This window comes from Methylobacterium nonmethylotrophicum (assembly GCF_004745635.1).
Classification (GTDB): Bacteria; Pseudomonadota; Alphaproteobacteria; order Rhizobiales; family Beijerinckiaceae; genus Methylobacterium; species Methylobacterium nonmethylotrophicum.
Window position 1 is genome coordinate 111,730 of record NZ_SRLB01000015.1, and the last position, 22,665, is coordinate 134,394.

Sequence of the window (22,665 nt, forward strand, 5' to 3'; positions counted from 1 at the left end):
GAGAGACCTGCGGTGGCGAAGGGGGTTCCAAGGTGCTGAACGAAGCAATTCTATCCGGTCGCCAGCGCGACGAGACCCCGCGGGACGCGGAGACGCCGCGCTCCTGGATGCCGCAGGCGGCGCAGGCCGCGCCCGCGGGCGACGAGGTCGCGACGATGCGTGAGGCGATCCTCGCCAGGCTCGTCTACGGCCTCGGCAAGACGCCCGCGACGGCGCGCGACCGCGACTGGTTCGCCGCCACCGCGCTGGCCTTGCGCGACCGGGCCGTGGCCGCCTCCGCGGCGTCGGCCGGCACCGTGCCCCCGAAGCGCGTGCACTATCTCTCGCTCGAGTTCCTGATCGGGCGCCTGCTCTCCGACGCGATGGGCAATCTCGGCGTCGCCGAGACCGTGCGGGCGGCGCTGGCCGGCCTCGACGTCGACCTCGACCTGGTTGCGGGCGCCGAGCCCGACGCGGCGCTCGGCAATGGCGGCCTCGGGCGGCTCGCCGCCTGCTTCATGGAGAGCATGGCGAGCCTCGCCATTCCCGCCTACGGCTACGGCATCCGCTACGATCACGGCCTCTTCCGGCAGGTGATCGAGGACGGGGTGCAGCGCGAGGTGCCGGAGACCTGGCTCGCGGAAGGCAACCCCTGGGAGTTCGAGCGGGCGGAGGCCGCCTGCGAGGTCGGCTTCGGCGGCGACGTCGCGATGAGCGTCCAGCCCGACGGGACGCTGCGCCGCGTCTGGCGCCCGGCCGAGACCGTGCGCGCCGTGCCCTACGACACCCCGGTGATCGGCCGCGGCGCCAAGCACGTCAACGCGCTGCGCCTCTGGGCCGCCCGCGCGGTCGAGCCCGTGGACCTCGCCCGCTTCAATGCCGGCGACCATGTCGGGGCGGTCGCCGACCGTGCGCGGGCCGAGGCGATCTCGCGGGTGCTCTACCCCAGCGACGGCACGCCGGCCGGCCAGGAGCTGCGCCTGCGCCAGGAATTCTTCTTCACCTCGGCCTCGCTCCAGGACTTGGTGCGCCGTCACGTCGCCGAGCGCGGCGACCTGCGCTCGCTGCCCGATCACGCCGCGATCCAGCTCAACGACACCCACCCGGCCATCGCGGTGCCGGAGCTGATGCGGCTCCTCGTCGACGTCCACGGCCTGTCCTGGGAGGATGCCTGGCACGTCACCACCCAGACGCTCGGCTACACCAACCACACCCTGATGCCGGAGGCCCTCGAGACCTGGCCGGTGGAGCTGATGGAGCGGCTGCTGCCGCGCCACATGCAGATCATCTATCTCATCAACTGGATGCATCTCGAGGAGGTGTCGAAGCACGGCGCGTCCCTGGCGCAGCTCGCCGAGGTCTCGCTGATCGACGAGAGCCACGGCAAGCGGGTGCGGATGGGGCACCTCGCCTTCCTCGGCGCCCGGCGGGTCAACGGCGTCTCGGCGCTGCACACCGAGCTGATGCGCCAGACGGTGTTCGCGCCGCTCCACGCCCTCGACACCGACAAGATCGTCAACAAGACCAACGGCATCACCTTCCGGCGCTGGCTCCACAACGCCAATCCGGGCCTGACGCGGCTCGCCGTCGAGGCGGTCGGCACGAAGGTGCTCGACGATCCGCGCCATCTCGAGGGCCTGGCCGCCCTCGCCGACGATGCCGCCTTCCAGGCGCGCTACGCGGCCGTGCGTCGCGAGCGCAAGGAGGCCCTCGCCCGGGTGGTCGAGGACCGCACCGGCATCGCCCTCGATCCGGAGGCGCTGTACGACGTCCAGATCAAGCGCATCCACGAGTACAAGCGCCAGCTCCTCAACATCCTGGAGACGGTCGCGCTCTACCAGGCGATCAAGGCCGAGCCGCACCGCGACTGGACGCCCCGGGTCAAGCTGTTCGCCGGCAAGGCGGCGCCGAGCTACCACCAGGCCAAGCTGATCATCCGGCTCGCCAGCGACGTCGCCAAGCGCGTCAACGCCGATCCGGACGTGGCCGGCCGCCTGACCGTCGCCTTCGTGCCGAACTACTCGGTGAGCCTCGCCGAATCGATCATCCCGGCCGCCGACCTGTCGGAGCAGATCTCGACCGCCGGCCTCGAGGCCTCGGGCACCGGCAACATGAAGCTCGCGCTCAACGGCGCGCTCACCATCGGCACGCTCGACGGCGCCAATATCGAGATCAAGGACCACGTCGGCCCTGAGAACATCTTCATCTTCGGCCTCGACGCGGAGGGCGTGCAGCGGGTGAAGGCCGAGCCGGGCTATGCGGGACGCGCCATCGCGGCCTCGCCCCGCCTGCGCGCCGCCCTCGACATGATCGCGGCGGGCGGGTTCTCGCCGGCCGAGCCGGGCCGCTTCCGCCCCCTCGTCGACGAGCTGACCCACTCCGACCGCTTCCTGCTCACCGCCGATTTCGACGATTACTGGCGGGCGCAGCGCGAGGTCGACGCGGCCTGGCGCCGGCCTCGCGCCTGGTGGCGCGCGGCGATCCTCAACACCGCCCGCACGGCGTGGTTCTCCTCCGACCGCACGATGCGGGAATACGCCGAGGAGATCTGGCGGGTGCGGGTGGCCTGACGGCCCTGACCTGACGACGATGAAGCCCCGCGGCCCGCGCCGCGGGGCTTTGTCGTCCATGCCAATCCCGAGGAAAATTCCAGTTCATCCTATCCACGACCTCATCCTGAGGTGCACGCGCAGCGTGCCTCGAAGGAGGGCTCCAGGAAGCACCGAGACATCTGGAAACCTCCTTCGAGGCCTACGCTTTGCTTCGGCACCTCAGGATGAGGTCGCGGGTGGGGGTGAACGGGGCCTTTGACCTGCACGGATCCCCGTCATCACGCGCTCACGCCGTCCAGAACTGCCCGTCATAGGCGAACCGGTCCGGGTGGCAGGCCAATGCGGAGAGGCCGGTGAGGGCCGGGTCGGCGATGGTGATGACGCAGGTCGGGATCTGCCGCATCCGGTCGGAGAAGGGCGGCTTGTGCTCGAAGGCGGCCCGGAAGGTGCCGTCGTTGAGCACGTCGAGGATCCGGGGCGCGATGCCGCCGCCGATATAGACGCCGCCGGTCGCCAGGAAGGTGAGGGCGAGGTCGCCGCAGACGCGCCCGAGCAGCCTGGAGAACACCCGGAGCGTCCGCTGCGCTGCCGGATCGTCCCCCGACATTCCGCGTTCGGTGATGTCCTTCGCGTCCCTCTCGCCGCCGCCGAGACCGGCATGGAGCCGGGTGAGGCCGGGGCCGGAGAGCAGGGATTCGACGGTGATCCGGCCCTCGATCCGGGCGAGCTGCGGCCAGAACGCGGCCTCCTCGGCGTCGCTCGGCCCGAAATCGGTGTGGCCGGCCTCGGTCGACACGATGGCGAGCTGCTTGCCGTAGGGCACCAGAGCCGCGGCGCCGAAGCCGGTGCCGGGGCCGAGCACCAGCCGCGCCCCGCCTTTCGGCGACAGGACCGGGCCGACCGGGGCCAGGATCGAGCGGTCGCGCCCGGCCGGGTCGAGGGCGGCGGCGCCGGCCGCCACCGGCACGTAATCGTTGACGATCCGGCAGCTCGCGAGGCCGAAATCGCGGCCGATCCGCTCGCCCTCGATCACCCAATGGGCGTTGGTGAGGTGGACCGCCGGCCCGTCGACCCGGGCCGCCACCGCCAGGATGGCGGAGCGGGGCGGGGCCACCGCGCTCGTCGCGAGCGCGGCGCGGATCGCCGCGCTCGGGTCGGGATGGGCAGCGGTCTTGTCGTGGGTGAGCACCACCGGGGCGGCCCCGGGCGTCTCCTGCACGGCGAAGCGCGCGTTGGTGCCACCGATGTCGCCGAACAGGACCGGGAACTCGAACTGGGCCACCGCATCGCCTCCGGAGCGCTCAAGGCTTTCGGTTATAGCGTCGCGGCGGCTCCGGTCGACAGGGCGTCAGGCGCCCTCCATCCGGCCGACATCCTTCATCGCGCGCTTGAGGGCGAGCAGGCGCCGGTCGCGGTCGCGGAACAGCTCGGCCGGGTCGCGGCCGCCCCAGTCGAAGAAGCCCTTGCCGGCCATCACGCCGGTGCGCCCCTGCGCCACCAGGTCGTCGATCGACTCCGAGCGGGTGCGGGCCGGCGGCGGGCTGTAGCTCGCATTGGCGAGCGCGTGGCGCAGCAATTCGATGCCGGTGAAGTCCGCCTTGGCGAGGTGGCCGAGGATCGGGATGCGCAGGGCCAGGCCGTGGATGATCGCGTCGTCGATCTCGCGCGCCGACGCCACGCCCTCGTCGAGGAGGTGGTAGACCTCGGCCGAGATCGCCGACTGGATCCGGTTGGCGACGTAGCCCGGGATGAACCGCTTGAGCACGATCGGCACCTGGCCGAGGCCGAGGACGAGCTGGCGCGCCTCCTCGATCACCGCCGGATCGGTCTGCGGCCCCGGCACCACGTCGACGAGGTCGACGATGTAGGGCGGGGTGTACCAGTGCATCACCAGGGCGCGGGCCTGGCGCGCCTCCGGGATCAACGGGAAGACGTCGAGGTAGCTGGTGTTGCTGGCGATCCGGGTCTCGGGCTCGCAGAGCCGGTCGAGCTCGGCGAACAGCGCGCGCTTGGCCTCCGGGTTCTCGGTGATCGCCTCGATGACGAGGCTCGCCCCCGCCACGGTCCTGGCGAGGTCGGGCTCGAGGCGAATCACCTCCGCCACCCGCTCCGGCGTCCACTCGGGCGCGACGGCGCCGGCCTCGCGCAGGGTGTCGAGGGCCGAGGCGATCAGCCCCGGCACCCGCTCCAGGGTCTCCGGCCGGCTGTCGGTCAGCCGCACCCGGTGTCCGCCGAGCGCCAGCACCAGGGCGATGCCATGCCCCATCAAGCCGGCTCCGACGACCGCGATCTCGCTCATGTGGTTCTCCCGTCCGATCGTTTCGATCTTCGCCAACCGTAACGCCTGGATACCGGCCAGGACGTCGTTGATAGCCGGCGAAACATTGGCTCATGCACTCCGCAACCTCGTCCTGAGGTGCCGGCGATCGGAGATCGCTGAGCCTCGAAGGAGGGCTCCAGATGGACCTGAGGCTTCTTGAGACCTCCTTCGAGGTCAGTCGATGTTCATCGACTGACACCTCAGGATGAGGTCGTGGGTGAGCGAAGCCGGCTCTCCGGCCTCTACGCCGGCCGCCACGGCCCCAGCCGCGCGATGTCCCGCTCGCGCCGCTCCAGCCACCACCCCGCCTGCTCCGGCCAGGCCGCGAATCCCGGCTTCTCCGCCGCGTCGAGGGCCCGGCTCGCCCGGACCGCCCAGTTCGGATCGGCCAAGGCCTCGCGCCCGACCGCCACGAGGTCGGCGCGGCCCTCCGCCACGATCGCCTCCGCCTGGCGCGGATCGACGATCAGGCCGACCGCCATGGTGGACAGCCCCGTCTCCCGCTTCACGGCCTCGGCGAAGCCGACCTGGAAGCCGTAGTCGCGCCGGATCCGGGCGGCGGTGGCCGAGCCGGCGAGCCCGCCCGAGGAGCAGTCGAGGACGTCGATGCCGAGCGCCCGCAACTCGCCCGCGAAGGCGAGGGTGTCGTCGAGGGACAGGCCGCCCTCGAGCCCGTCGACCGCCGAGACCCGCACGAAGAGGGGTTTCTCCGCCGGCCAGGCCTGCCGCAGGGCCCGGGCGACGCCGAGGGGAAACCGCATCCGCCCCGCCCGCTCGCCGCCGAAGGAATCCGCGCGCCGGTTGGTCAGCGGCGACAGGAAGGTGTGGAGCAGGTAGCCGTGGGCGGCGTGGAGCTCGATCACCTCGAAGCCCGCCTCATGCGCCCGCCGCGCCGCCGCCACGAAGGCGGCGGTGAGGCCGTCGAGGTCGGCGGGGGTGAGTTCCGCCGGCATCAGCCAGCCCTCGTCGAGGGGGATCGCGCTCGGCGCCACGATCGGCCACGGCGCCTCGCCGCGGGCGATCTCGTCCGCAGAGAGCGGCCCGTTGCCCTCCCAAGGCCGCTGCATGCTGGCCTTGCGGCCGGCATGCGCGAGCTGCAATCCGGCCACCGCCCCTTGCGCCTTCAGGAAGGCGGCGATCCGGGCCAGGGCCTGGCCGTGGACGTCCGACCAGATCCCGAGATCGCCGTGGGTGATGCGCCCCTCCGGCACCACCGCGGTCGCCTCCAGGATCACCAGCCCGGCGCCCCCGAGGGCGAAGCGGCCGTAATGGACGAGGTGGTAGTCGCCCGCGATCCCACCCTTCGCCGAGTACTGGCACATCGGCGGGATCACGACGCGGTTGCGGAGGCGGACCTCCCGCAACGAGACGGGGGTGAAGAGCCGTGCGGTCATGCGGTCCTCACACGGTCGCGATCGGCGTCGTCGGCGAGCCGACCGCGCCGGGCAGCCGCAAGGGGGGCGCGGTCAGGAGGAAGCGGTGGCGCCCGTTCGCCCGCAGCCAGGTCGCGAGCGGGGTGAGGTGCCACAGCTCGCCGAGATTGACCCCGAGACGGAACAGGCAGTGCTCGTGCAGCGGCAGGGTGGCGCAGCAGCCGTCGCCGGGCAGCGCCGGGTGGACCTCGACGGCGTAGTTGTCGGCGATGAGGGCGGCCATCCCCGAATCGGTGATCCAGTTCAGGAGCTTCCGGTCGCGCCCGTCGAGGCCGGCGCAGAGGTCGTGGACGACCGCCGGGTCGGGGTTGCGGTTCATGCCGAGCAGCCGCTCGGCGAAGCCCGTGTGCAGGCAGACCATGTCGCCGGGCTCGACCGCGACGCCGTCGGCATCGAGGATGCGCCGCAACTGGTCGTAGCCCACCGCCACCCGGGCGTCGCCGAGATGGGCGTGGAGGTCGATCATCACGCCGCGGCCCTGCATGCCGCGCTCGGCCAGGCGCTCGATGCCGAGGGCCTGGGCGCGGGACGGCGCGCCCGCCTCCGCGGGCGTCGTCGGCCCGGTGATGTCGGAGCCGGCCCGGAAGCCGTTGTAGTAGACCGGCCGCGGGGTGCCGTCCCCCTCGACGTCGAACAGCGAGCCGACATGGGCGAGGCTGTCCCACTGCGTCGAGTATTGCAGGTGCAGCACCGCGAGGTCGTCGCTGATGACGTCGGTGGCGTCCGGCACCTCCTCGCAGACGAGGAAGTTCATGTTCGGCCGGCCGCTCGCCCGCACGGTCGGGCGGACCTGCGGCGGGTGGCGGCGGGGGTTGAGCACGTTGCCGCCCGGAAAGTCGAGGGGCAGGCTGAGGCAGAAGGTCAGGCCCTCCCGCACCTCGGCCGCACCCTGGCGCACCTTCTCGGGGGTCAGGAGGTTGAGCCGGCCGAGCTCGTCGTCGGGGCCGAAATCGCCCCAGGTCGAGCCCTCCGGGCGGCGGCGCCAGCGGAGCGTCATGCGTGTGGCCCTCGCTGCTGACGCCGCGAGGGCGGTCCGCCGCACGCGCGGCGGCGCGCAGTCGCGCTTGCCGATGGCCGGGGGCCGTTCGGTCGAAGTGTTCCGGCCATCGGGGTCATTTCTTCACCAGGGGGCAGCGGGAGGCGGAGAGCGGCTGGAAGGCCTGCTCGCCCGGAATGGTCGCGACGAGCCGGTACAGGTCCCAGGGGCCCTTCGAGTCCTCCGGCTTCTTGACCTCGAACAGGTACATGTCGTGGATCATGCGGCCGTCCTCCCGGATGCGCCCGCCGCGGGCGTAGAAATCGTCGACCGGCGTCTCGCGCATCGCCGTCATCACGGCGGAGGTCTCGTCGGTGCCGACCTTCTGGACGGCCTTCAGGTAGTGCATCACCGTCGAGTAGACGCCGGCCTGGGACATGTTCGGCATCTTGCCGACGCGCTCGAAGTAGCGCTTCGACCATCCCCTCGTCTCGTCGTTGAGGTCCCAGTAGAAGCCTTCGGTCAGCAGCATGCCCTGCGTTGCCTTGAGGCCCAGGCTGTGGACGTCGCTGATGTAGACCAGCAAACCGGCGAGCTTCTGGCCTCCTTGCGTCAGGCCGAACTCGGAGGCCTGCTTGATCGCGTTGGTGGTGTCGGCGCCCGCATTGGCGAGCCCGACCACCTTGGCGCCCGAGCCCTGCGCCTGGAGCAGGAAGGACGAGAAGTCCGCGGTGTTGAGCGGCACCCGCACCCCGCCCAGCACCTTGCCGCCATTGGCCTTCACCACCGCGCCGGCGTCGCGCTCGAGGTCCTGGCCGAAGGCGTAGTCGGCGGTGACGAAGAACCACGAATCGCCCCCGGCCTTGACGGTGGCGAGCGCGGTGGAATTGGCGAGCGCGTAGGTGTCGTAGGCCCAGTGCACGGAGACGGGGGAGCAGGCCTCGTTGGTGAGCCGCACCGCGCCCGGCCCGTTGAACACGATCACCTTGTTCTTGGCCCTGGCGATGTCGGCGGCGGCGAGCGCGGTGGCGGAGGCCGCCACGTCCAGGATCGCGTCGACCCCAGCCGTATCGAACCAGGCTCGCGCCGTCGCCGCCGCGATGTCGGGCTTGTTCTGGTGGTCGGCGACCACGACCTCGACGGGGGCGCCCAGCACCTTGCCGCCGAAATCCTCCACCGCCATGCGGGCCGCCGCGGCGCTCCCGGGCCCGGTCACGTCGGCGTAAGGCCCCGACATGTCGAGCAGGAAGCCGAGGCGCACGACCCCGTCGGAAACCTTTTGTGAATTCGCGGCCGGCGCCTGCTGCGCGCGAGCCATCCCTTGCCAAGCCATGCCAGGCAAAGCGACGGCCAGAGCCGCCGCCAGAAGCGCTATCCTCACCCGGGTCCGTCCTTCGTCGAAGACGTTCGTTCGTGCGGTACGCCGTCGAGGGCGCCCGCGTGCATGGTCCGGACAAGGGGACCCGGTTGTCAACCGCGGGGGAAGCGGGGCGGTGCTGTAAACGCGGTATGCCCCCCGCTCACGCCGCCGGCCCGGCCCCCTCGCCGGCCCCGAGCCAGGGCTGCGCGTTCACCATCCCGACGCGCCAGCCGGCCCCGTCCGGGCTGTCGTAATGATCGAGGCGGGTGAGCGAGCAGTTCTCGATCGCGAAGGCGAGGCCGCCCTGGGGGGGAAGGTTCAGCGCGAGCGCGATCGCGGCCCGGATCGTGCCGCCATGGGCGACCGCCACGATGTCGCGGCCGCTATGCTCGGCGGTGAGCTCGGCGATCGCGGCGTTCACCCGCTCGCAGAGCTCGGAGAAGCTCTCGCCGCCCGGGGGGCGCTCGTCGGCGGGGGCGAACCAGTAGCTCGCGGCGAGCGGCTGGCGCTCGGCGAAGAAGCGGGCCCGGTCCCGGCCCTGCCAGGCGCCGAGATTCTGCTCGGCCAGCGCCGGCAGGGCGGTGAGGTGGGGGACGGTACCGTCCACCGTGAAGTCGCCGGCCTGCCACAGGGCCTCGGCGGTCTGGTGCGTGCGGCCGAGATGGCTCGCGACCCAGACCGCGCCGCGGGGCAGAACCGGCGCGAGGCCGGAGAAGACGTGGGCGTCGCCGCAATCGCACGGGATGTCGCTGCCGCCATAGATGCGGCCGCCATCGCCCCGCACGGGCGCGTGGCGCACCCACCACCAGCGGGTGCGGACGAAGGGGGAGGGGGTCTGGTCGCGCGGGGTCTGGTCGCTCATGGCCCCCTCATAGCCCGAATTGCCAGGCCGGCGAACTCTCCCCATAGCTGCGGCCGTCACGACGGAGCGGATGGATGGACGAGGCGGACGACTTGATCTTCGGGGCGAACATTCCGTTCGCCCGGCTCTGCGGCATCGAGGCCTTGGGCGTCGTCGACGGGTGCACGCGCCTGCGCCTCGCGCTCGGGCCGCAGCACGGCAACAACCTCGGCATCGCCCATGGCGGCATCCTCTGCACCCTCCTCGACATCGCCATGGGCACGGTGGCCCGGCTCACCGCCGGCCGGCCGGTGGTGACGCTGGACATGCAGACGCGCTTCCTCTCGCCCGGCCACGGCGTGCTCCTGGCCGAGGGGCGGGTGGCGCGGGCCGGCCAGTCGATCCTGTTCTGCGACGCCGAGATCCGCGACGAGGCCGGGCGGGTGGTGGCGACCTCCACGGGCGTGTTCAAGCCGGTCGGCGCGAAGGGGTAGGGCCTCGCGCCGGCCGAATGTTTCCGGCCTGTTGCGGGTTCCCGTCGCGGGCCCGGGAACCATCTTCCCGGGACATGGTCCGGCCCGCGCGCCAGAAAGGCCCCGATGACGCCTCCCCGCGAGACCCGCGCCGCCCCCGGCGACGTGATCGAGACCGACGTCTCGGCCCGGCTCGACCGGCTGCCCTGGGGCCGGTTCCACACCCTGGTGGTGCTGGCCCTCGGCATCACCTGGGTGCTCGACGGGCTCGAGGTGACGCTCGCCGGCGCGCTCGCCGGCGCCCTCAAGGCGAGCCCGACGCTGCACTTCTCCAATGCCGAGATCGGGCTCGCCACCTCGAGCTACCTCGCCGGCGCAGTGCTGGGGGCGGTCGGCTTCGGCTGGCTCACCGACCGGCTGGGCCGGAAGAAACTCTTCTTCATCACGCTGGCGGTCTATCTCGCGGCCACTGCCGCCACCGGCCTGTCCTGGAACCTGTGGAGCTTCTGCCTCTTCCGCTTCCTCACCGGGGCCGGCATCGGCGGCGAGTACACGGCGATCAACTCGACGATCCAGGAGCTGATCCCGGCCCGGGCCCGGGGCTGGACCGACCTCGTCATCAACGGCAGCTTCTGGCTCGGGGCGGTGCTCGGCGCCGGCACCTCGCTGATCGTGCTCGATCCGGCCCTGTTCGGGCCGGATACGGGCTGGCGCGTCGCCTTCGGGCTCGGCGCCTTCCTGGGCCTCATCATCCTCGCCTTACGCACCTGGATCCCCGAGAGCCCGCGCTGGCTGATGACCCATGGCCGGTCGCAGGAGGCCGAGGCGCTGGTGACCGGGATCGAGGCGCGCTTCCGCGCAGAAGGCCACGCCCTGAGCGAGGGGCCGTTCCCGAAGGCGCGGCTGCGCCAGCGCAGCCACACCCCGCTCGCGGAGGTCTTCTCCGCCCTGAAGGCCTACCGGCAGCGGGCCTGGGTCGGCCTCGCCCTGATGTCGGCCCAGGCCTTCTTCTACAACGCGATCTTCTTCACCTACGCGCTGATCCTGATCGACTTCTACCGGGTGCCGGCGGACGGCGTCGGCTGGTACATCCTGCCCTTCGCGGCCGGCAACTTCCTGGGACCGGTGCTGCTCGGGCGGCTGTTCGACACGGTCGGCCGCAAGCCGATGATCGCCCTCACCTACGGGATGTCGGGCGTGCTGCTGGCCTTGAGCGGGCTCGCGTTCCAGCAGGAGCTCGTCACCGCGACGACCCTCACCTTATGCTGGATGGCGGTGTTCTTCTTCGCCTCGGCGGCGGCGAGCTCGGCCTATCTCACGGTGAGCGAGGTGTTTCCCCTCGAGATCCGGGCCCTGGCCATCGCGCTGTTCTACGCGGTCGGTACCTCGGTCGGGGCGGTGGGGCCGGCCCTGTTCGGCATCCTGATCGAGGGCCATTCCCGCACGGCGATCCTGGGCGGCTACCTGCTCGCCTCCGTGCTGATGATCGCGGCTGGCGCGGTGGCGGGGATCTGGGGCGTGGCCGCCGAGCGCAAGTCGCTCGAGGACGTGGCGAAGCCCCTGGCGGCGGCCGAATAGGCGGGCCGCGGCCGGCCGGGGGGTTCAAGGCATGAGGGCGGGCCGCTTCCTGCCGGCGGGACACGCAACGACGTCCCGCTACACGAGGCGGTCGACCAACCGCCCGAGACCCGCCGCACGATCCGCCGCGGACAAGGCGGGGCGGGTGCCGGTCCCGTCCGGGCCCTGGTCCGCGCCCTGCGCCGCAGTCCGGTCGGCCGTCCCGACGCCGTCGGAGCGGGCGGCGGGATTGACGAACTGCTTCGCCTTCTCGACGTCCGTGCAGTTCCAGCACGCATATCCGTTGACCGTCACCGGATTCGTATAGGTTGACCCGATCGGCGAGCCCATGACGACGCCTCCCTCACGGTTCGGGCCGTTCGCCGGGCAGGTTTCGCGCACGGTGACGGTTCGTCGGGGCCAACTGGATATCAGCCAATCCTTGATCCTTCCTTTGTGTCAGGGGTGAGCGGGATGTTGCCGCCTGGGGAGGACGTCGTGACGCCTCTGGCGACAGGGACCGCCGCCGCGCCGCCCGCCAAGGGCGGATCGCCGCATGTCGCCGGCACCGCACGGGCTGGTACGCGGTGCGCCATGGAGAAGACGTTCACCGCTCACCGTGAGGACCGCCCCGGCGCGGACTGGCTCGCGCGCTTCCGGGAGGGGCGGGACGAAGCCGCGCGGTGGTACATCGGCGAGGGCGCGCCCGCGCTGCCCTCCCCCGCCGCGTGCCGGGCCGCCCTCGCGCGCCACATGCCCGAACTCGTCCCGCACTACGACGAGGCCTGCGGCATGGTCGGCGACGACGACCTCGCCCACCGCATCCTCAGCCATTATCGCCCGGCGGCGCACCGCCAGGGATGCAGCCAGGCGGTGTGGCTGGGCGAGGACGGTCCGGCGCTCGTGCGCAACTACGACTTTCCCCTGCCCGTCATCACCGGCCGGATCGAGCTGACCGCGTGGTCCGGGCGGCGCGTGATCGCGATGGGTCAGCGGCCCTGGGGCGGCTGCCTCGACGGGATGAACGACGACGGGTTGGTTGCCAGCTGCACCCTCGGGGGCATCGCCCGGCGTGGGCAAGGCTTCGCCATCATCCTGATGCTGCGCTACGTGCTGGAGACCTGCGCCTCGGTCCGCGAGGCGGTGGACGCCCTCTGCCGCCTCCCGGCCGCGCAGCTCCACAACGTCACGCTCCTCGACAGGTGGGGCGACCACGCCACGGTCTTCCTCGGGCCCCGGCGCGAGCCCGCCGTGACCCGCCAGATGGCCTGCACGAACCACCAGGAGCGGGCCTCGCCCGCCTCGCGCTCGGCCCTGCGCCAGCGCCTGCTGGAGGAGGCGCTCGCCGCGCCGTCCGCCACCCTGTCGACGCTGACGGCCCGCTTCTTCGAACCGCCGCTCTACTCGCGAAAGGCCAGCTTCACCACGGCCTACACCGCCGTGTACCGGCCGGCGGCGGGCCGCGTCGACTACCTCTGGCCCGGCCGAAGCTGGAGCCAGAGCTTCGACCGGTTCGAGGAGGGTGCCTACACCCACGATTACGGCGCGCTGGAGCGGTGAGGCGGCCCGTGGCGTGACCGCGCCGGTGCGTGCCGCCCCTATCGCAGCATGTGCCCGACCCCGTCCCAGATCCCCCGCACCACCTCGCCCGCCGGCACCGCCCGGGCGAGCCCCGCCGCCTGCCCGGCCCAGGCCTGCATGCGCGCGACGTCGCCCTCCCGCACGGCCGCCTCGCGCATCCCCTGCGTCAGGCCGCGCTGGACCGGGTAGGGGGCGGGAGCCGGCGCGTCCGGCCCCGCGGCGGCCGCCACGTAGGCGGTGGCGAGGCTGCGGCCGGTGCGGCCGCTGAAGGCGCGGGTCAGGCGGGTGTCCTCGGGGCGGGCGCGGCCGAGCGCCTCGGCCCAGGCGGGCGCGATCCCGGCCTCGGGGCAGCGCAGGAAGCCGGTGCCGACCTGCACGGCGCTGGCGCCGAGCAGCAGCGCCGCGGCGGCTCCCCGGGCATCGGCGATGCCGCCGGTGGCGACGACCGGGATCCGCACCGCATCGACGACCGCCGGCAGCAGGGCCATCAGCCCGACCATCCCGGTCTCGGCCTGCGCGGCGTCGAAGCAGCCGCGATGCCCGCCGGCCTCGGCGCCCTGCGCCACCACCGCGTCGGCCCCGGCGGCTTGCGCCGCGAGCGCCTCCGCTACCGTCGAGATGTTGGCCCACCAGGCGATGCCGTGCGCCTTCAGCCGCGCGACGAAGTCCGGCGGGTAGAGCCCCATCACCGAGGACACGATGGGGGGCCGGGCCTCGAGCAGGGCCTCGCACTGGGCGGCGAAGTCCGGCGGCGTCGCGTCCCCGGCTTCCGGCGCCACCGCCGGGCCGAACCCGCCCAGGAAGGCGCGGAGCGACGCCTCGTGGGCGGGGTCGCGGGCCGGGGCGGGATCGGGGATCCACAGGTTGATCTGGTAGGGGCCGGCCTCCCGCACCGCATCCGCCCAGGCCCGGATCGCCGCCGGCTGCATCAGCAGCGCCCCGCAGGCCCCGAGCCCGCCTTCCCGCATCACCGCGACCGAGAGCGCCGGCGGGCAGGCCCCCGCCATCGGGGCGAGGAGCAGGGGCCGGCGCAGGCCGTACGAGGCCGCGAAGGCCTCCGCGCGGGCGAGGGCGGGGTGGAGGGCGGGCATGGCGGCGGGCTCCGGGAAATGCTCGTCTCCGGTATCAACCGTGCGCCGTCCCGCGCAAGCGCCGCACGCTCAGCCGATTGACTTCGCACCCGCACAACGCCATATGGCGGATTGCAGCGTCAGCGGCCGACCATGGTCCGCTCGAGAGGGCTGCGTGACGGATTTCGCCGCGGCACCTGCGCGGCAGGCCCGGCCCTCTCTTAATCGCTCGTCCCTCCGGATCGCTCCATCACGCGGGCGGTCTCCCGACATCGGATCGCGATGAGGGCCGTGCGTTGCGCGCGCCTTGCGGCGATCCCGCTGCCAAATCCCAAGAAGAACACTGTGACTCAATTCACCGATTTCGGCCTCGCGGCGCCGATCCTGAAGGCGCTCGCCCAGGCCGGCTACGTCACGCCGACCCCGATCCAGGCGCAGGCGATCCCGCCGGCCATGCAGGGCAAGGACCTGTGCGGCATCGCCCAGACCGGCACCGGCAAGACCGCCTCCTTCGCTCTGCCGATCCTGCACCGTCTCGCCAGCGAGGCTCCGGCCAAGCACGCCCCGCGCCGCGGCTGCCGCGTGCTGGTGCTCGCCCCCACCCGCGAGCTCGCCAGCCAGATCGCCGACAGCTTCAAGGAGTACGGCCAGTTCCTGAAGCTCACCACCACGGTGGTGTTCGGCGGCGTCACCATCGGCCGCCAGGAGCGGGCGCTCGCCAACGGCGTCGACGTGCTGGTGGCCACCCCGGGCCGGCTCCTCGACCTGATCGACCGCCGCTCGCTGACCCTCGACGGCGTCGAGTACCTGGTCCTCGACGAGGCCGACCAGATGCTCGACCTCGGCTTCATCCACGCGCTGAAGCGCATCGTGAAGCTGCTGCCGGCCCAGCGCCAGAGCCTGTTCTTCTCGGCCACCATGCCGAAGAACATCGCCGGCCTCGCCGACCAGTACCTGAAGAACCCCGTGCAGGTCGCGGTGACCCCGGTCGCCACCACCGCCGAGCGGGTCGACCAGAAGGTCGTCTTCGTGCCAACCGGCTCGAAGCAGGCGCTGCTCGGCACGATCCTGCGCGACGCATCGATCGACCGGGTGCTGGTCTTCACCCGCACCAAGCACGGCGCCGACCGGGTCGTGCGCGGCCTGGAGCGCGACGGCATCGGCTCCGCGGCGATCCACGGCAACAAGTCGCAGCCGCAGCGCGAGCGGGCGCTCGCCGCCTTCCGGGCCGGCACCTGCCGGGTGCTGGTCGCGACCGACATCGCGGCCCGCGGCATCGACGTCGAGGGCGTGTCGCACGTCGTCAACTTCGACCTGCCGAACGTGCCGGAGGCCTATGTCCACCGCATCGGCCGCACCGCCCGCGCCGGCGCCGACGGCCTAGCAATCTCGTTCTGCAACGACGAGGAGCGGGCGTACCTGCGCGACATCGAGCGCCTGACCCGCCAGAAGGTGCCGGTCATGGCGATCCCCGAGGGCTTCGTGCCCCCGAGCCGCGAGGAGGCCGCCCAGGCCGTCGCCGAGGCCGAGCGCGACCGGCGCCAGCCCGGCCCGCGCGGCCAGCGTCCCGGCGGCGGCCGCGGCCAGCAGCCCGGCCAGCGCCAGGGCCAGCCCGGCGGCAACCGGCAGGGTCAGCCGCGCCACGGTGCCGGCCGGCCGCAGGAGCACCGCGAGCCGCGCGCCCATGAGCCCCGCGCCCATGACGGCCGCGGTGGTCAGGACGTCCGCGGCGGGCCGCAGGAGGGCCGGCAGGCTCGCCCGCAGGGCCAGGGCCGTCCGCAAGGGCAGCCGCGTCCCCAGGGCGGTCCGCGCCCCGACGGCAATCGCCAGCAGCGCCCGGCGGGCGGCGGCAACCGCGACGGCCGCGCCATCGGCTGGCTCGACCGCGCGCCGCGCTGAATCGCCTGATCCAGGTTGAATGAACCGAGAAGCCCGCGTTCCACAAAAGGAGCGCGGGCTTCTCGCATTTTTTACGGATTACTGGCACCTGCCCGCGACGGCGAGCTTCACCCGGCCGAGACGCGAATGTCGTCGGGCGTGCGGCCGCTCACGCCGCTGCGCATCCCCTTATCCACCAGGATCTGCAACGCGCCGAGCCGGCCCGCGTGCTACTGCTCGCTCGGGACCGGATCGCCTGCGGTGTCGCTCGCATGGCCCGTGCAGGCCTGTGCCTCGATCCGGTTCTTCATCGCGACCTCCTCGACCCGGGACAGCATGGCAAAAACGGCCAGGCTGCGTCGGAGGCTCGGTGCCAAGCCTCGCGATGACGGCCGCGCGCCGTTGCCGCACGGGCGCGCCACACCATCTTCCGTGGGAGGAAAAGGAGACCCCGATGCGCTTCGAACTCTACCGGGACGGCAAGGGCGAGTGGCGCTGGCGGCTGCGGGCCGAGAACGGCGAGGTGGTGGCCGATTCGGGCGAGGGCTACGCTCGCCGCGAGGATTGCGAGCACGGCATCGCCCTGGTGAAGGGGGCCGCCAACGCCCGGGTCGTCGACATGACCCTCAAGATGGCCTGACGGCGCCGTTCGCGGCCGGGACCCGGCTCCTTCCGGTCGGCCACGAACCGTTCACCGTGTGACGCAAGCGGCGCAACGCTTTCCACTCCCCGTGCGTTTCAGCCGTCCACGCTTCCAATCCGGAGGCATGCGCCTCCGGGCGCCCGCATGAGCGAGGGACCGACGACGTGCTGAAGACCGTGATGCTGGCCGCTGGCCTGATTCTGGGCGGTGCCGCCGCCATGCCGCAGGGCGCGACCGCCGCTCCGTTGAGCGAGACCGCCGCTGCGTCGGCGCCCATCAGCTGGGCCCAGTACGGCTATTACGGCCGCCACCGCCACTGGGGCGGCCCCGGCTACGGCTACCGCCGCCATTTCGGCCCGCCCTACGGCCGCGCCTACGGGTTCCGCCGTCATCACTACTGGGGCGGTCACCGCGGCTGGGGCCACGGCCCGCGGGGCTTCTATCGCGGGTACTGACCCGCCCTCTGGAGGCCGCTCGTCCGGGCGGCCTCCGGCCTCGGCGACGTCCACCGGCTTGGCCCGTCCGCGCCGTGTCGTGGCCGCGCACTCGTGGATTGCTCGCCGCGCCTCGCCTGCCCGAGGGACGAGCCGTCGTGCATCCGGCGTTGCCCAGCACCGAGACACCCGCTTCGGGGCATCGACGAACTCGGCCCTGTCGGTCGCGTGCCGGCCGGGCCGCGCCGCGTCGGCGCTGACGATGTCGAGGTTGCGGGCGATCGCCTCGTCGCGCGGGCGCCCGGCCGTGTCGACCCGGTCCTCGCCACGGACGTCGTAGGACACAGTGGTCCCGGCGAAGAACCGCCCGTTCGTGATCCAGCGCGATGCCGGAAGGATTGCGGCGGGCCGCATCGGTCCGAGCGGGACGACACCGACCCCCGCCCGCATGGCGGCCCGCGCTCAGGACGGCGGCCCGACCGACGCCTCACCCGTGGCGGGTCTGCCGCATTCTCGCCCCATAGATGACCATGCTCGTCAGAGCTTGGCCGTTCCGGCGGCCAGGCTTGGACCATGGTGACCGCTCCTGCGGGAGCGCGTCCGCCCACCAACCAAGGGGAACCGGAATGCCGCACACCCTCGCGGAACGCCGCCGGCGCGTCGAAGCGCAGATCCAGGATTACGAGCGGGTCCTCGCCGAGATCCGCTCCTCGGCGGGCCTCGGTGCCAACAGCCGCGCCCTCCAGCTCCAGCACGCCCGCCTGATCTCCCAGGCACGCACCGAACTGGCCTCGCTCGACGCCGAGCTCACCCGCGCCTAACCGCGGGCACCACCCGGTCCCGCGGGCTCCGCGGGACCCTCGAGGGCGGCGACCGCCGCGTCGTAGAGCACCAGGATATCCTCCGGATAGATTTGCACGTCGGCCGCCGCCAGCGCCGCCCGCGGCCACCAACGATGGTCGGCCAGGACCTCGACCTCGTTCGGCGTCCAGCCGTCGCGGGACAGGCGGTCGGACCCGGGCCGGACGGCGAAGAAGCGCTCCCGCGCCCGCACCCACTCGCCGTCCGCCAGCTGCATCGTGAACACGCGCTCGCCGATCTCCGGCGCCGTCTCCGGGCAGGTCAGGCCGGTCTCCTCGCGCAATTCCCGAATGGCGGCCTCCCCGAAGCTCTCCCCGGGTTCGACGGCACCGCCCGGCGTCGCCCAATAATCCTCGCCGGCGAGCGCCCCGGTGCGGAAGACGAAGCGGAACAGGAGCAGGCGCTCCTCGCCGTCGAGGACGAGGAGCCGGGATGCCGGGCGCTCGCGCATGGCTAGTGGTACGGGTCGGCCGCGTCGCGCAGGCCGTCGCCGAGGAAGTTGAAGGCCAGAACCACGATCACCACGGGCAGGATCGGCGCGAGCAGCCAGGGATGGAGCTGCACCGCCGCGAGGTTCTGCGCCTCGTTCAGCAGCACGCCCCAGCTCGTCACCGGCGGGCGCAGGCCCAGGCCGAGGAACGACAGGGCCGTCTCGCCGAGGATCATCGAGGGGATCGACAGCGTCGCCGAGGCGATCAGGTGGCTCATGAAGTTCGGGATCAGGTGCCGGGCGATGATCCGGGTCTTGGAGGCGCCCATCAGCTCGGCGGCGCGGACGTAATCCTCCTCGCGCAAGGCGAGCAGCTTCGAGCGCACCGCGCGGGCGAGGCCCGGCCAGTCGAGGAGCCCGAGGATCAGCGTGATGCCGAAGAAGACCAGGATCGGGCTCCAGTTCGGCGGCAGGGCCGCCGACAGGGCGAGCCAGAGCGGCAGCTCGGGCAGGGAGCGCAGGATCTCGATCAGGCGCTGGATCACGTTGTCGACCCAGCCGCCGAGATAGCCGGCGAGCCCGCCGAAGAACAGTCCGAGGGCGAAGGACACCGCGATGCCGACGAGGCCGACGGTGAGCGAGATCCGCGCCCCCGAGACGATGCGCGAGAAGAGGTCGCGCCCGAGCCGGTCGGTGCCCATGAGGAACATCGTGCCGTCCTCCGGCGGGCAGACGAGGTGCCAGTCGGTGTCGATCATGCCCCAGAAGGCGTAGGCTTCGCCGCGGCAGAAGAAGCGCAGGCGCTGCACCTTGCTGCGGTCCACCGTGTAGTCGCGGTGGAAGGTCTCGATGTTGAAGGTGAAGTGGTAGGGATGGGTGTAGGGCCCGATGAGGCGGCCCTCGTGGAACAGGTGCACCGACTGGGGCGGCGCGTAGAGGTAGTCGCCGTGGCGCTTGGCCGGGTTGTAGGGCGCGATCACCTCGACGAACGGGATCAGGGCGTAGAAGGCGATCAGGATCAGCCCCGCCGCCACCGCCACCCGGTGCTTGCGGAATTTCCACCAGGTCAGGCGCCAGGACGAGGCGCGGTCGACGGCGTCGCTCTCCGCCCCCACCGGCTCGGTGCGGCCGGGATCGAAGGGGGTGGCGTCGACGAAGTGGTGCGGCCGGTCCCGCAGCTCCAGACTCATCGACCGTCTCCCCCGAGGCGGATGCGCGGATCGAGCCAGGCGAGCAGGAGATCGGAGATCAGCATGCCGATCACCGTGAGCATCGCCACGAACATCAGGATGAAGCCCGCCAGGAACTGGTCCTGGCTTTTCAGGGCGGCGAGCAGGATCGGCCCGACGGTGGGCAGGCTCAGCACCAGCGACACCAGCACCGAGCCCGAGACGAGGTGGGGCAGGAGGTTGCCGATATCGGCGATGAACGGGTTGAGCGACATCCGGAACGGATATTTCAGGAGCGCCCGGGTCGGCGGCAGGCCCTTGGCGCGGGCGGTGACGACGTATTGCTTGCCCAGCTCGTCGAGGAGGTTGGCGCGCATCCGCCGGATCATCGCGGCGGTGCCCCCTAACCCGATCACCAGCGTCGGGACGACGAGGTGGGCGAGAAGCGAGCGGATCTTCTCCCAGCTCCAGGGCTGGCCCGAATAGGCGCTGTCGTAGAGCCCGCCGATCGAGACCTCGAACCAGCGGTTGGCGTAGAACAGCATCACCAGCGCCAGCAGGAAGGACGGGGTCGCGAGCCCGATATAGCCGATGAAGGTCGCGACGTAGTCGCCGATCGAGTATTGCCGCGTCGCCGAGTAGATCGCGATCGGGATCGACACCAGGTGGACGAAGATCACCACCGCCAGGTTGACGACGAGGGTGAGCCAGAGCGCGTCGCCGACCACCTCGCGCACCGGGCGGTCGTACTCGAACGACCAGCCCCAGTTGCCCTGGATCAGGCCGTTGAAGGCGCCCTCGGGATTGGGCCATAGCCCGATCCACCGCAGGTACTGCTCCCAGACCGGGCGGTCGAGGCCGTATTGCTGCATCAGGAACTGCGCCTTGGCGACGGAGGCCGCCTCGCCCTGCGAGCGCAGCTCGGCGATCTGGTTGGTGAGGAAGTCCCCCGGCGGCAGCTTGATGATGACGAAGACCAGGGCCGAGATGATCAGGAGCGTGACCGCCATCGTCACGACGCGGCGGGCGAGGTAGCGGATCACCGCGCGGCCTCCTTCGGGTTCGGCCCCCAGTAGAACTCGTCCATGCGGTAGATCCCGATCAAGGCCGTCGGCTTCCAGCTGTAGGTCGCCTTGTCGGGCACGTTGCGCAGCCGGGTCTTGGCGACGACCGGCTGCAGCGCGCCCGAGACGGTGCCGATCACCCACTGGTTCTCCGCCCGGTTCTTCAGCATCTCGGCCCAGATCCGCGCCTGCTCGGCATTGTCGCCGGTCGCCATCCAGCGGGCGTTGAGGTCGATCAGCGCCTTCGCCTCGGGCACGTCGCAGGCCTCGCCCTCCTTGCCCTTGGTCTCGACGTACTGGCCCCATTTCGGCCAGGCGTAGGTGTCCTGGTGGACCGGGGCGATCTCGTCGGGCGACATCTCGGCGGTCGGCATCGCGAGGTCGAGGCCTTGGGCCGCCACCATCACGGCGGCGCCCGAATAGGCGCGGTTCCTCAGGACCGTGCGGTCCTGCGGCTTGACGAAGAGCTTGACCCCGACCTCGCGCCAGAATTCCGAGACGAGCGTCAGCCCGTCGGTGAGCATGCTGCTCTCGCCGTCGGTCTCGACCACGATCTCGAGCTCGCGCCCGTCCGGCAGCAGGCGGATGCCGGCGCCGTTGCGCTGCGTCAGCCCGACCTCGTCGAGGAGGCGGGACGCCTCGGCCGGGTCGTAGCCGGCATGGAGGGTGCGGTATTCGGGCCGGTAGAGGGGGCTTGCCTCGACCACGGTGTCGTTGCCCTCGGTGCCGAGCCCGAACAGCAGGGCGTTGTTGAGGGTGCGCCGGTCGATGGCGAGCGACAGGGCGCGGCGGTAGCGCAGGTCGCGGTTGAGCCTGCGCCAGACCGGGTCGGTCACCGTGAGGTTCGGGTAGAGCGCCAGTTCCGAGCCGCGGGCGGTGGGCCAGAGATGGGTGCGGTAGCCCTTGGCGCGCTCGCCCTCCCGCAGGATCGGGATGTCCTCCATGTTGAGGCCGCGGAAGAGCAGGTCGGCTTCGCCCGCATTGGCCTTGGCGGCGAGGAGCCCGCTTGCCGCCACGTCCATGTTGACCTTGTCCAGATAGGGCAGTTGCTGCCCGTTGGTGTCGACGCGGTGGTAATAGGGGTTGCGCACGAAGACGAAGCGGGCCGCCGGCGCGGTGTTGGTGACGCGCCAGGGCTGGAGCGTCGGCAGGTCGGGGTTGGTCTGCTCGAACATCGCGTCGAGCCGGTTGTGCAAAGCCGCCCAGCCCTTGACCTTCTGCTGCTTGACCAGCGGCTCGAGCTCGGCCTTCGGGGTGTACTTGGCGTGGAATTTCTTCAGGTAATGCGCCGGCCGGTAGGCGAAGGGATCGCGCGGGGAGGCGAGCTCCGGCAGGAAGCGGGGATTCGGCTTGTCCCAGGTGAAGCGGACGTGGAGCGGGTCGATCACCTCGAAGCGCGGCGGCTGGCCGTCGACCAGCATGAATTCCGGCGGGCCGGAGGGGCTCAGGTCCTTGCTGAGGGCGACGTCCTCCCACCAGTAGCGGATGTCCTCCGCGGTGAAGGGCTGCCCGTCGGACCAGCGGTGCCCGTCGCGCAAGGTGAAGGTGAAGACCTTGTCGCCGTCGTTCTCGAATGTTTGCAGGATGTCGGGCTGCAGCGTCAGCTTCGCGTCGTAGCCGACGAGGCGGGTGTAGCTGTAGGTCGAGATGTAGCGGATGTCGCGGGCGCGGGCGACCAGGGTGGCGATCTCGCCGCCGGGCTTGCCGATCTGGCGCCCCTGCGCGGCGGGATCGACGACCAGGGGCTGCTTGGGCAGGCGGTCGGAGGGCTCGGCGGCCAGCGCCGGGGCAAGAGAGAGCAGCAGCACGAGCAAGGCGCCCGCCCAACCCTCCCTCCTCTGCGGGGGAGGGTGCCCCGCTGCGAGTGCGAAGCACTCGTGCGCGGGGCGGGAGAGGGGCAGCGCGACGGTGCCGGTTGTGGCGCCCTTCATCATGCGCACGACCACTCCGGAAGCGGCGTCCCCTCTCCCGCCCCACTCCATGGGGCTCCCTCCCCCGCAGAGGGGGGAGGGTTCAGGGGCGGCGGATGTGAAACGGCGTCCGA

20 protein-coding genes are annotated in these 22,665 nt (G+C 71.9%); 8 read left to right on the top strand and 12 right to left on the bottom strand.

The window, feature by feature from the left end:
* Positions 1-32: 32 nt before the first annotated feature.
* Positions 33-2,549, top strand: a complete 2,517-nt coding sequence (locus tag EU555_RS20750; protein ID WP_245524405.1) for a glycogen/starch/alpha-glucan phosphorylase — start codon at positions 33-35, stop codon at positions 2,547-2,549.
* A gap of 268 nt (positions 2,550-2,817) precedes the next feature.
* Here EU555_RS20750 and EU555_RS20755 read toward each other — a convergent pair whose 3' ends face one another.
* The 6 genes from EU555_RS20755 to EU555_RS20780 all read right to left on the bottom strand — a co-directional run bounded on the left by EU555_RS20755 (position 2,818) and on the right by EU555_RS20780 (position 9,482).
* Positions 2,818-3,813 (bottom strand): glucokinase, encoded by a 996-nt coding sequence (locus tag EU555_RS20755; protein ID WP_135417135.1) that lies wholly within the window; start codon positions 3,811-3,813, stop codon positions 2,818-2,820.
* Positions 3,814-3,879: 66 nt separating this feature from the next.
* On the bottom strand, positions 3,880-4,830 hold the full coding sequence (locus tag EU555_RS20760; protein WP_135417136.1) for a 3-hydroxyacyl-CoA dehydrogenase family protein: 951 nt from the start codon (positions 4,828-4,830) through the stop codon (positions 3,880-3,882).
* A gap of 263 nt (positions 4,831-5,093) precedes the next feature.
* A complete protein-coding gene (locus EU555_RS20765; RefSeq protein ID WP_135417137.1) occupies positions 5,094-6,245 on the bottom strand; it encodes an NADH:flavin oxidoreductase/NADH oxidase in 1,152 nt (383 codons plus the stop codon).
* A gap of 7 nt (positions 6,246-6,252) precedes the next feature.
* On the bottom strand, positions 6,253-7,281 hold the full coding sequence (locus EU555_RS20770; RefSeq protein WP_135417138.1) for a cyclase family protein: 1,029 nt from the start codon (positions 7,279-7,281) through the stop codon (positions 6,253-6,255).
* Between the two features lie 115 nt (positions 7,282-7,396).
* Complete coding sequence (locus EU555_RS20775) at positions 7,397-8,593, bottom strand: ABC transporter substrate-binding protein (protein ID WP_135417204.1); 1,197 nt, start codon at positions 8,591-8,593, stop codon at positions 7,397-7,399.
* A gap of 187 nt (positions 8,594-8,780) precedes the next feature.
* Positions 8,781-9,482, bottom strand: a complete 702-nt coding sequence (locus tag EU555_RS20780; protein ID WP_135417139.1) for a histidine phosphatase family protein — start codon at positions 9,480-9,482, stop codon at positions 8,781-8,783.
* Between the two features lie 74 nt (positions 9,483-9,556).
* On the opposite strand from EU555_RS20780, the gene EU555_RS20785 reads away from it, so the two are divergent.
* Both EU555_RS20785 and EU555_RS20790 read left to right on the top strand, forming a co-directional pair.
* Entirely contained in the window at positions 9,557-9,955 is a 399-nt protein-coding gene (locus tag EU555_RS20785) for a PaaI family thioesterase (RefSeq protein WP_135417140.1), read from the top strand.
* Positions 9,956-10,060: 105 nt separating this feature from the next.
* A complete protein-coding gene (locus EU555_RS20790; RefSeq protein ID WP_135417141.1) occupies positions 10,061-11,512 on the top strand; it encodes an MFS transporter in 1,452 nt (483 codons plus the stop codon).
* A 78-nt stretch (positions 11,513-11,590) separates the two neighbouring features.
* Here the strand turns inward: EU555_RS20790 and EU555_RS20795 are convergent, their stop codons facing one another.
* Positions 11,591-11,842, bottom strand: coding sequence for a hypothetical protein (locus EU555_RS20795; protein ID WP_135417142.1), 252 nt, complete (start codon positions 11,840-11,842; stop codon positions 11,591-11,593).
* A 243-nt stretch (positions 11,843-12,085) separates the two neighbouring features.
* Between EU555_RS20795 and EU555_RS20800 the strand changes: the two genes are divergently transcribed.
* On the top strand, positions 12,086-13,051 hold the full coding sequence (locus tag EU555_RS20800; RefSeq protein ID WP_135417143.1) for a C45 family autoproteolytic acyltransferase/hydrolase: 966 nt from the start codon (positions 12,086-12,088) through the stop codon (positions 13,049-13,051).
* Positions 13,052-13,089: 38 nt separating this feature from the next.
* Here EU555_RS20800 and EU555_RS20805 read toward each other — a convergent pair whose 3' ends face one another.
* Positions 13,090-14,163 carry an NAD(P)H-dependent flavin oxidoreductase gene (locus tag EU555_RS20805; protein ID WP_135417144.1) on the bottom strand — a complete coding sequence of 358 codons (1,074 nt, stop codon included), beginning with the start codon at positions 14,161-14,163 and terminating at the stop codon, positions 13,090-13,092.
* A gap of 324 nt (positions 14,164-14,487) precedes the next feature.
* Between EU555_RS20805 and EU555_RS20810 the strand changes: the two genes are divergently transcribed.
* From EU555_RS20810 to EU555_RS20825, 4 genes are all read left to right on the top strand, one after another.
* Positions 14,488-16,041, top strand: a complete 1,554-nt coding sequence (locus EU555_RS20810; protein WP_135417145.1) for a DEAD/DEAH box helicase — start codon at positions 14,488-14,490, stop codon at positions 16,039-16,041.
* A gap of 433 nt (positions 16,042-16,474) precedes the next feature.
* Positions 16,475-16,660, top strand: a complete 186-nt coding sequence (locus tag EU555_RS20815) for a YegP family protein (protein ID WP_099904877.1) — start codon at positions 16,475-16,477, stop codon at positions 16,658-16,660.
* A 167-nt stretch (positions 16,661-16,827) separates the two neighbouring features.
* The gene (locus EU555_RS20820) at positions 16,828-17,118 is read left to right on the top strand and encodes a hypothetical protein (protein WP_135417146.1); all 291 of its coding nucleotides are present in this window, start codon (positions 16,828-16,830) and stop codon (positions 17,116-17,118) included.
* Positions 17,119-17,723: 605 nt separating this feature from the next.
* On the top strand, positions 17,724-17,918 hold the full coding sequence (locus EU555_RS20825; protein WP_135417147.1) for a hypothetical protein: 195 nt from the start codon (positions 17,724-17,726) through the stop codon (positions 17,916-17,918).
* Here the strand turns inward: EU555_RS20825 and EU555_RS20830 are convergent.
* From EU555_RS20830 to EU555_RS20845, 4 genes are read right to left on the bottom strand one after another with little or no spacing between them, the layout of a single operon-like run.
* The gene (locus EU555_RS20830) at positions 17,915-18,409 is read right to left on the bottom strand and encodes an NUDIX hydrolase (protein WP_135417148.1); all 495 of its coding nucleotides are present in this window, start codon (positions 18,407-18,409) and stop codon (positions 17,915-17,917) included. The two genes, EU555_RS20825 and EU555_RS20830, sit on opposite strands and share 4 nt — an antisense overlap.
* Before the next feature lie 2 nt (positions 18,410-18,411).
* A complete protein-coding gene (locus EU555_RS20835) occupies positions 18,412-19,578 on the bottom strand; it encodes an ABC transporter permease (RefSeq protein WP_135417149.1) in 1,167 nt (388 codons plus the stop codon).
* Positions 19,575-20,600: an ABC transporter permease gene (locus EU555_RS20840; RefSeq protein WP_135417150.1), complete on the bottom strand. Its 1,026-nt coding sequence runs from the start codon at positions 20,598-20,600 to the stop codon at positions 19,575-19,577. Before EU555_RS20840 ends, EU555_RS20835 begins: the two co-directional genes overlap by 4 nt.
* Positions 20,597-22,429, bottom strand: coding sequence for an ABC transporter substrate-binding protein (locus EU555_RS20845; protein WP_425375137.1), 1,833 nt, complete (start codon positions 22,427-22,429; stop codon positions 20,597-20,599). The genes EU555_RS20840 and EU555_RS20845 overlap by 4 nt, the downstream gene beginning before the upstream one ends.
* Between the last annotated feature and the right edge of the window lie 236 nt (positions 22,430-22,665).

What these genes read in the sequence shown, in the direction of transcription:
- EU555_RS20760 (WP_135417136.1), bottom strand. Translation starts at nt 4,830, where the DNA reads ATGAGCGAGATCGCGGTCGTCGGAGCCGGCTTGATGGGGCATGGCATC.
- EU555_RS20765 (WP_135417137.1), bottom strand. Translation starts at nt 6,245, where the DNA reads ATGACCGCACGGCTCTTCACCCCCGTCTCGTTGCGGGAGGTCCGCCTC.
- EU555_RS20770 (WP_135417138.1), bottom strand. Translation starts at nt 7,281, where the DNA reads ATGACGCTCCGCTGGCGCCGCCGCCCGGAGGGCTCGACCTGGGGCGAT.
- EU555_RS20775 (WP_135417204.1), bottom strand. Translation starts at nt 8,593, where the DNA reads ATGGCTTGGCAAGGGATGGCTCGCGCGCAGCAGGCGCCGGCCGCGAAT.
- EU555_RS20780 (WP_135417139.1), bottom strand. Translation starts at nt 9,482, where the DNA reads ATGAGCGACCAGACCCCGCGCGACCAGACCCCCTCCCCCTTCGTCCGC.
- EU555_RS20785 (WP_135417140.1), top strand. Translation starts at nt 9,557, where the DNA reads ATGGACGAGGCGGACGACTTGATCTTCGGGGCGAACATTCCGTTCGCC.
- EU555_RS20790 (WP_135417141.1), top strand. Translation starts at nt 10,061, where the DNA reads ATGACGCCTCCCCGCGAGACCCGCGCCGCCCCCGGCGACGTGATCGAG.
- EU555_RS20795 (WP_135417142.1), bottom strand. Translation starts at nt 11,842, where the DNA reads ATGGGCTCGCCGATCGGGTCAACCTATACGAATCCGGTGACGGTCAAC.
- EU555_RS20800 (WP_135417143.1), top strand. Translation starts at nt 12,086, where the DNA reads ATGGAGAAGACGTTCACCGCTCACCGTGAGGACCGCCCCGGCGCGGAC.
- EU555_RS20805 (WP_135417144.1), bottom strand. Translation starts at nt 14,163, where the DNA reads ATGCCCGCCCTCCACCCCGCCCTCGCCCGCGCGGAGGCCTTCGCGGCC.
- EU555_RS20815 (WP_099904877.1), top strand. Translation starts at nt 16,475, where the DNA reads ATGCGCTTCGAACTCTACCGGGACGGCAAGGGCGAGTGGCGCTGGCGG.
- EU555_RS20825 (WP_135417147.1), top strand. Translation starts at nt 17,724, where the DNA reads ATGCCGCACACCCTCGCGGAACGCCGCCGGCGCGTCGAAGCGCAGATC.
- EU555_RS20830 (WP_135417148.1), bottom strand. Translation starts at nt 18,409, where the DNA reads ATGCGCGAGCGCCCGGCATCCCGGCTCCTCGTCCTCGACGGCGAGGAG.
- EU555_RS20835 (WP_135417149.1), bottom strand. Translation starts at nt 19,578, where the DNA reads ATGAGTCTGGAGCTGCGGGACCGGCCGCACCACTTCGTCGACGCCACC.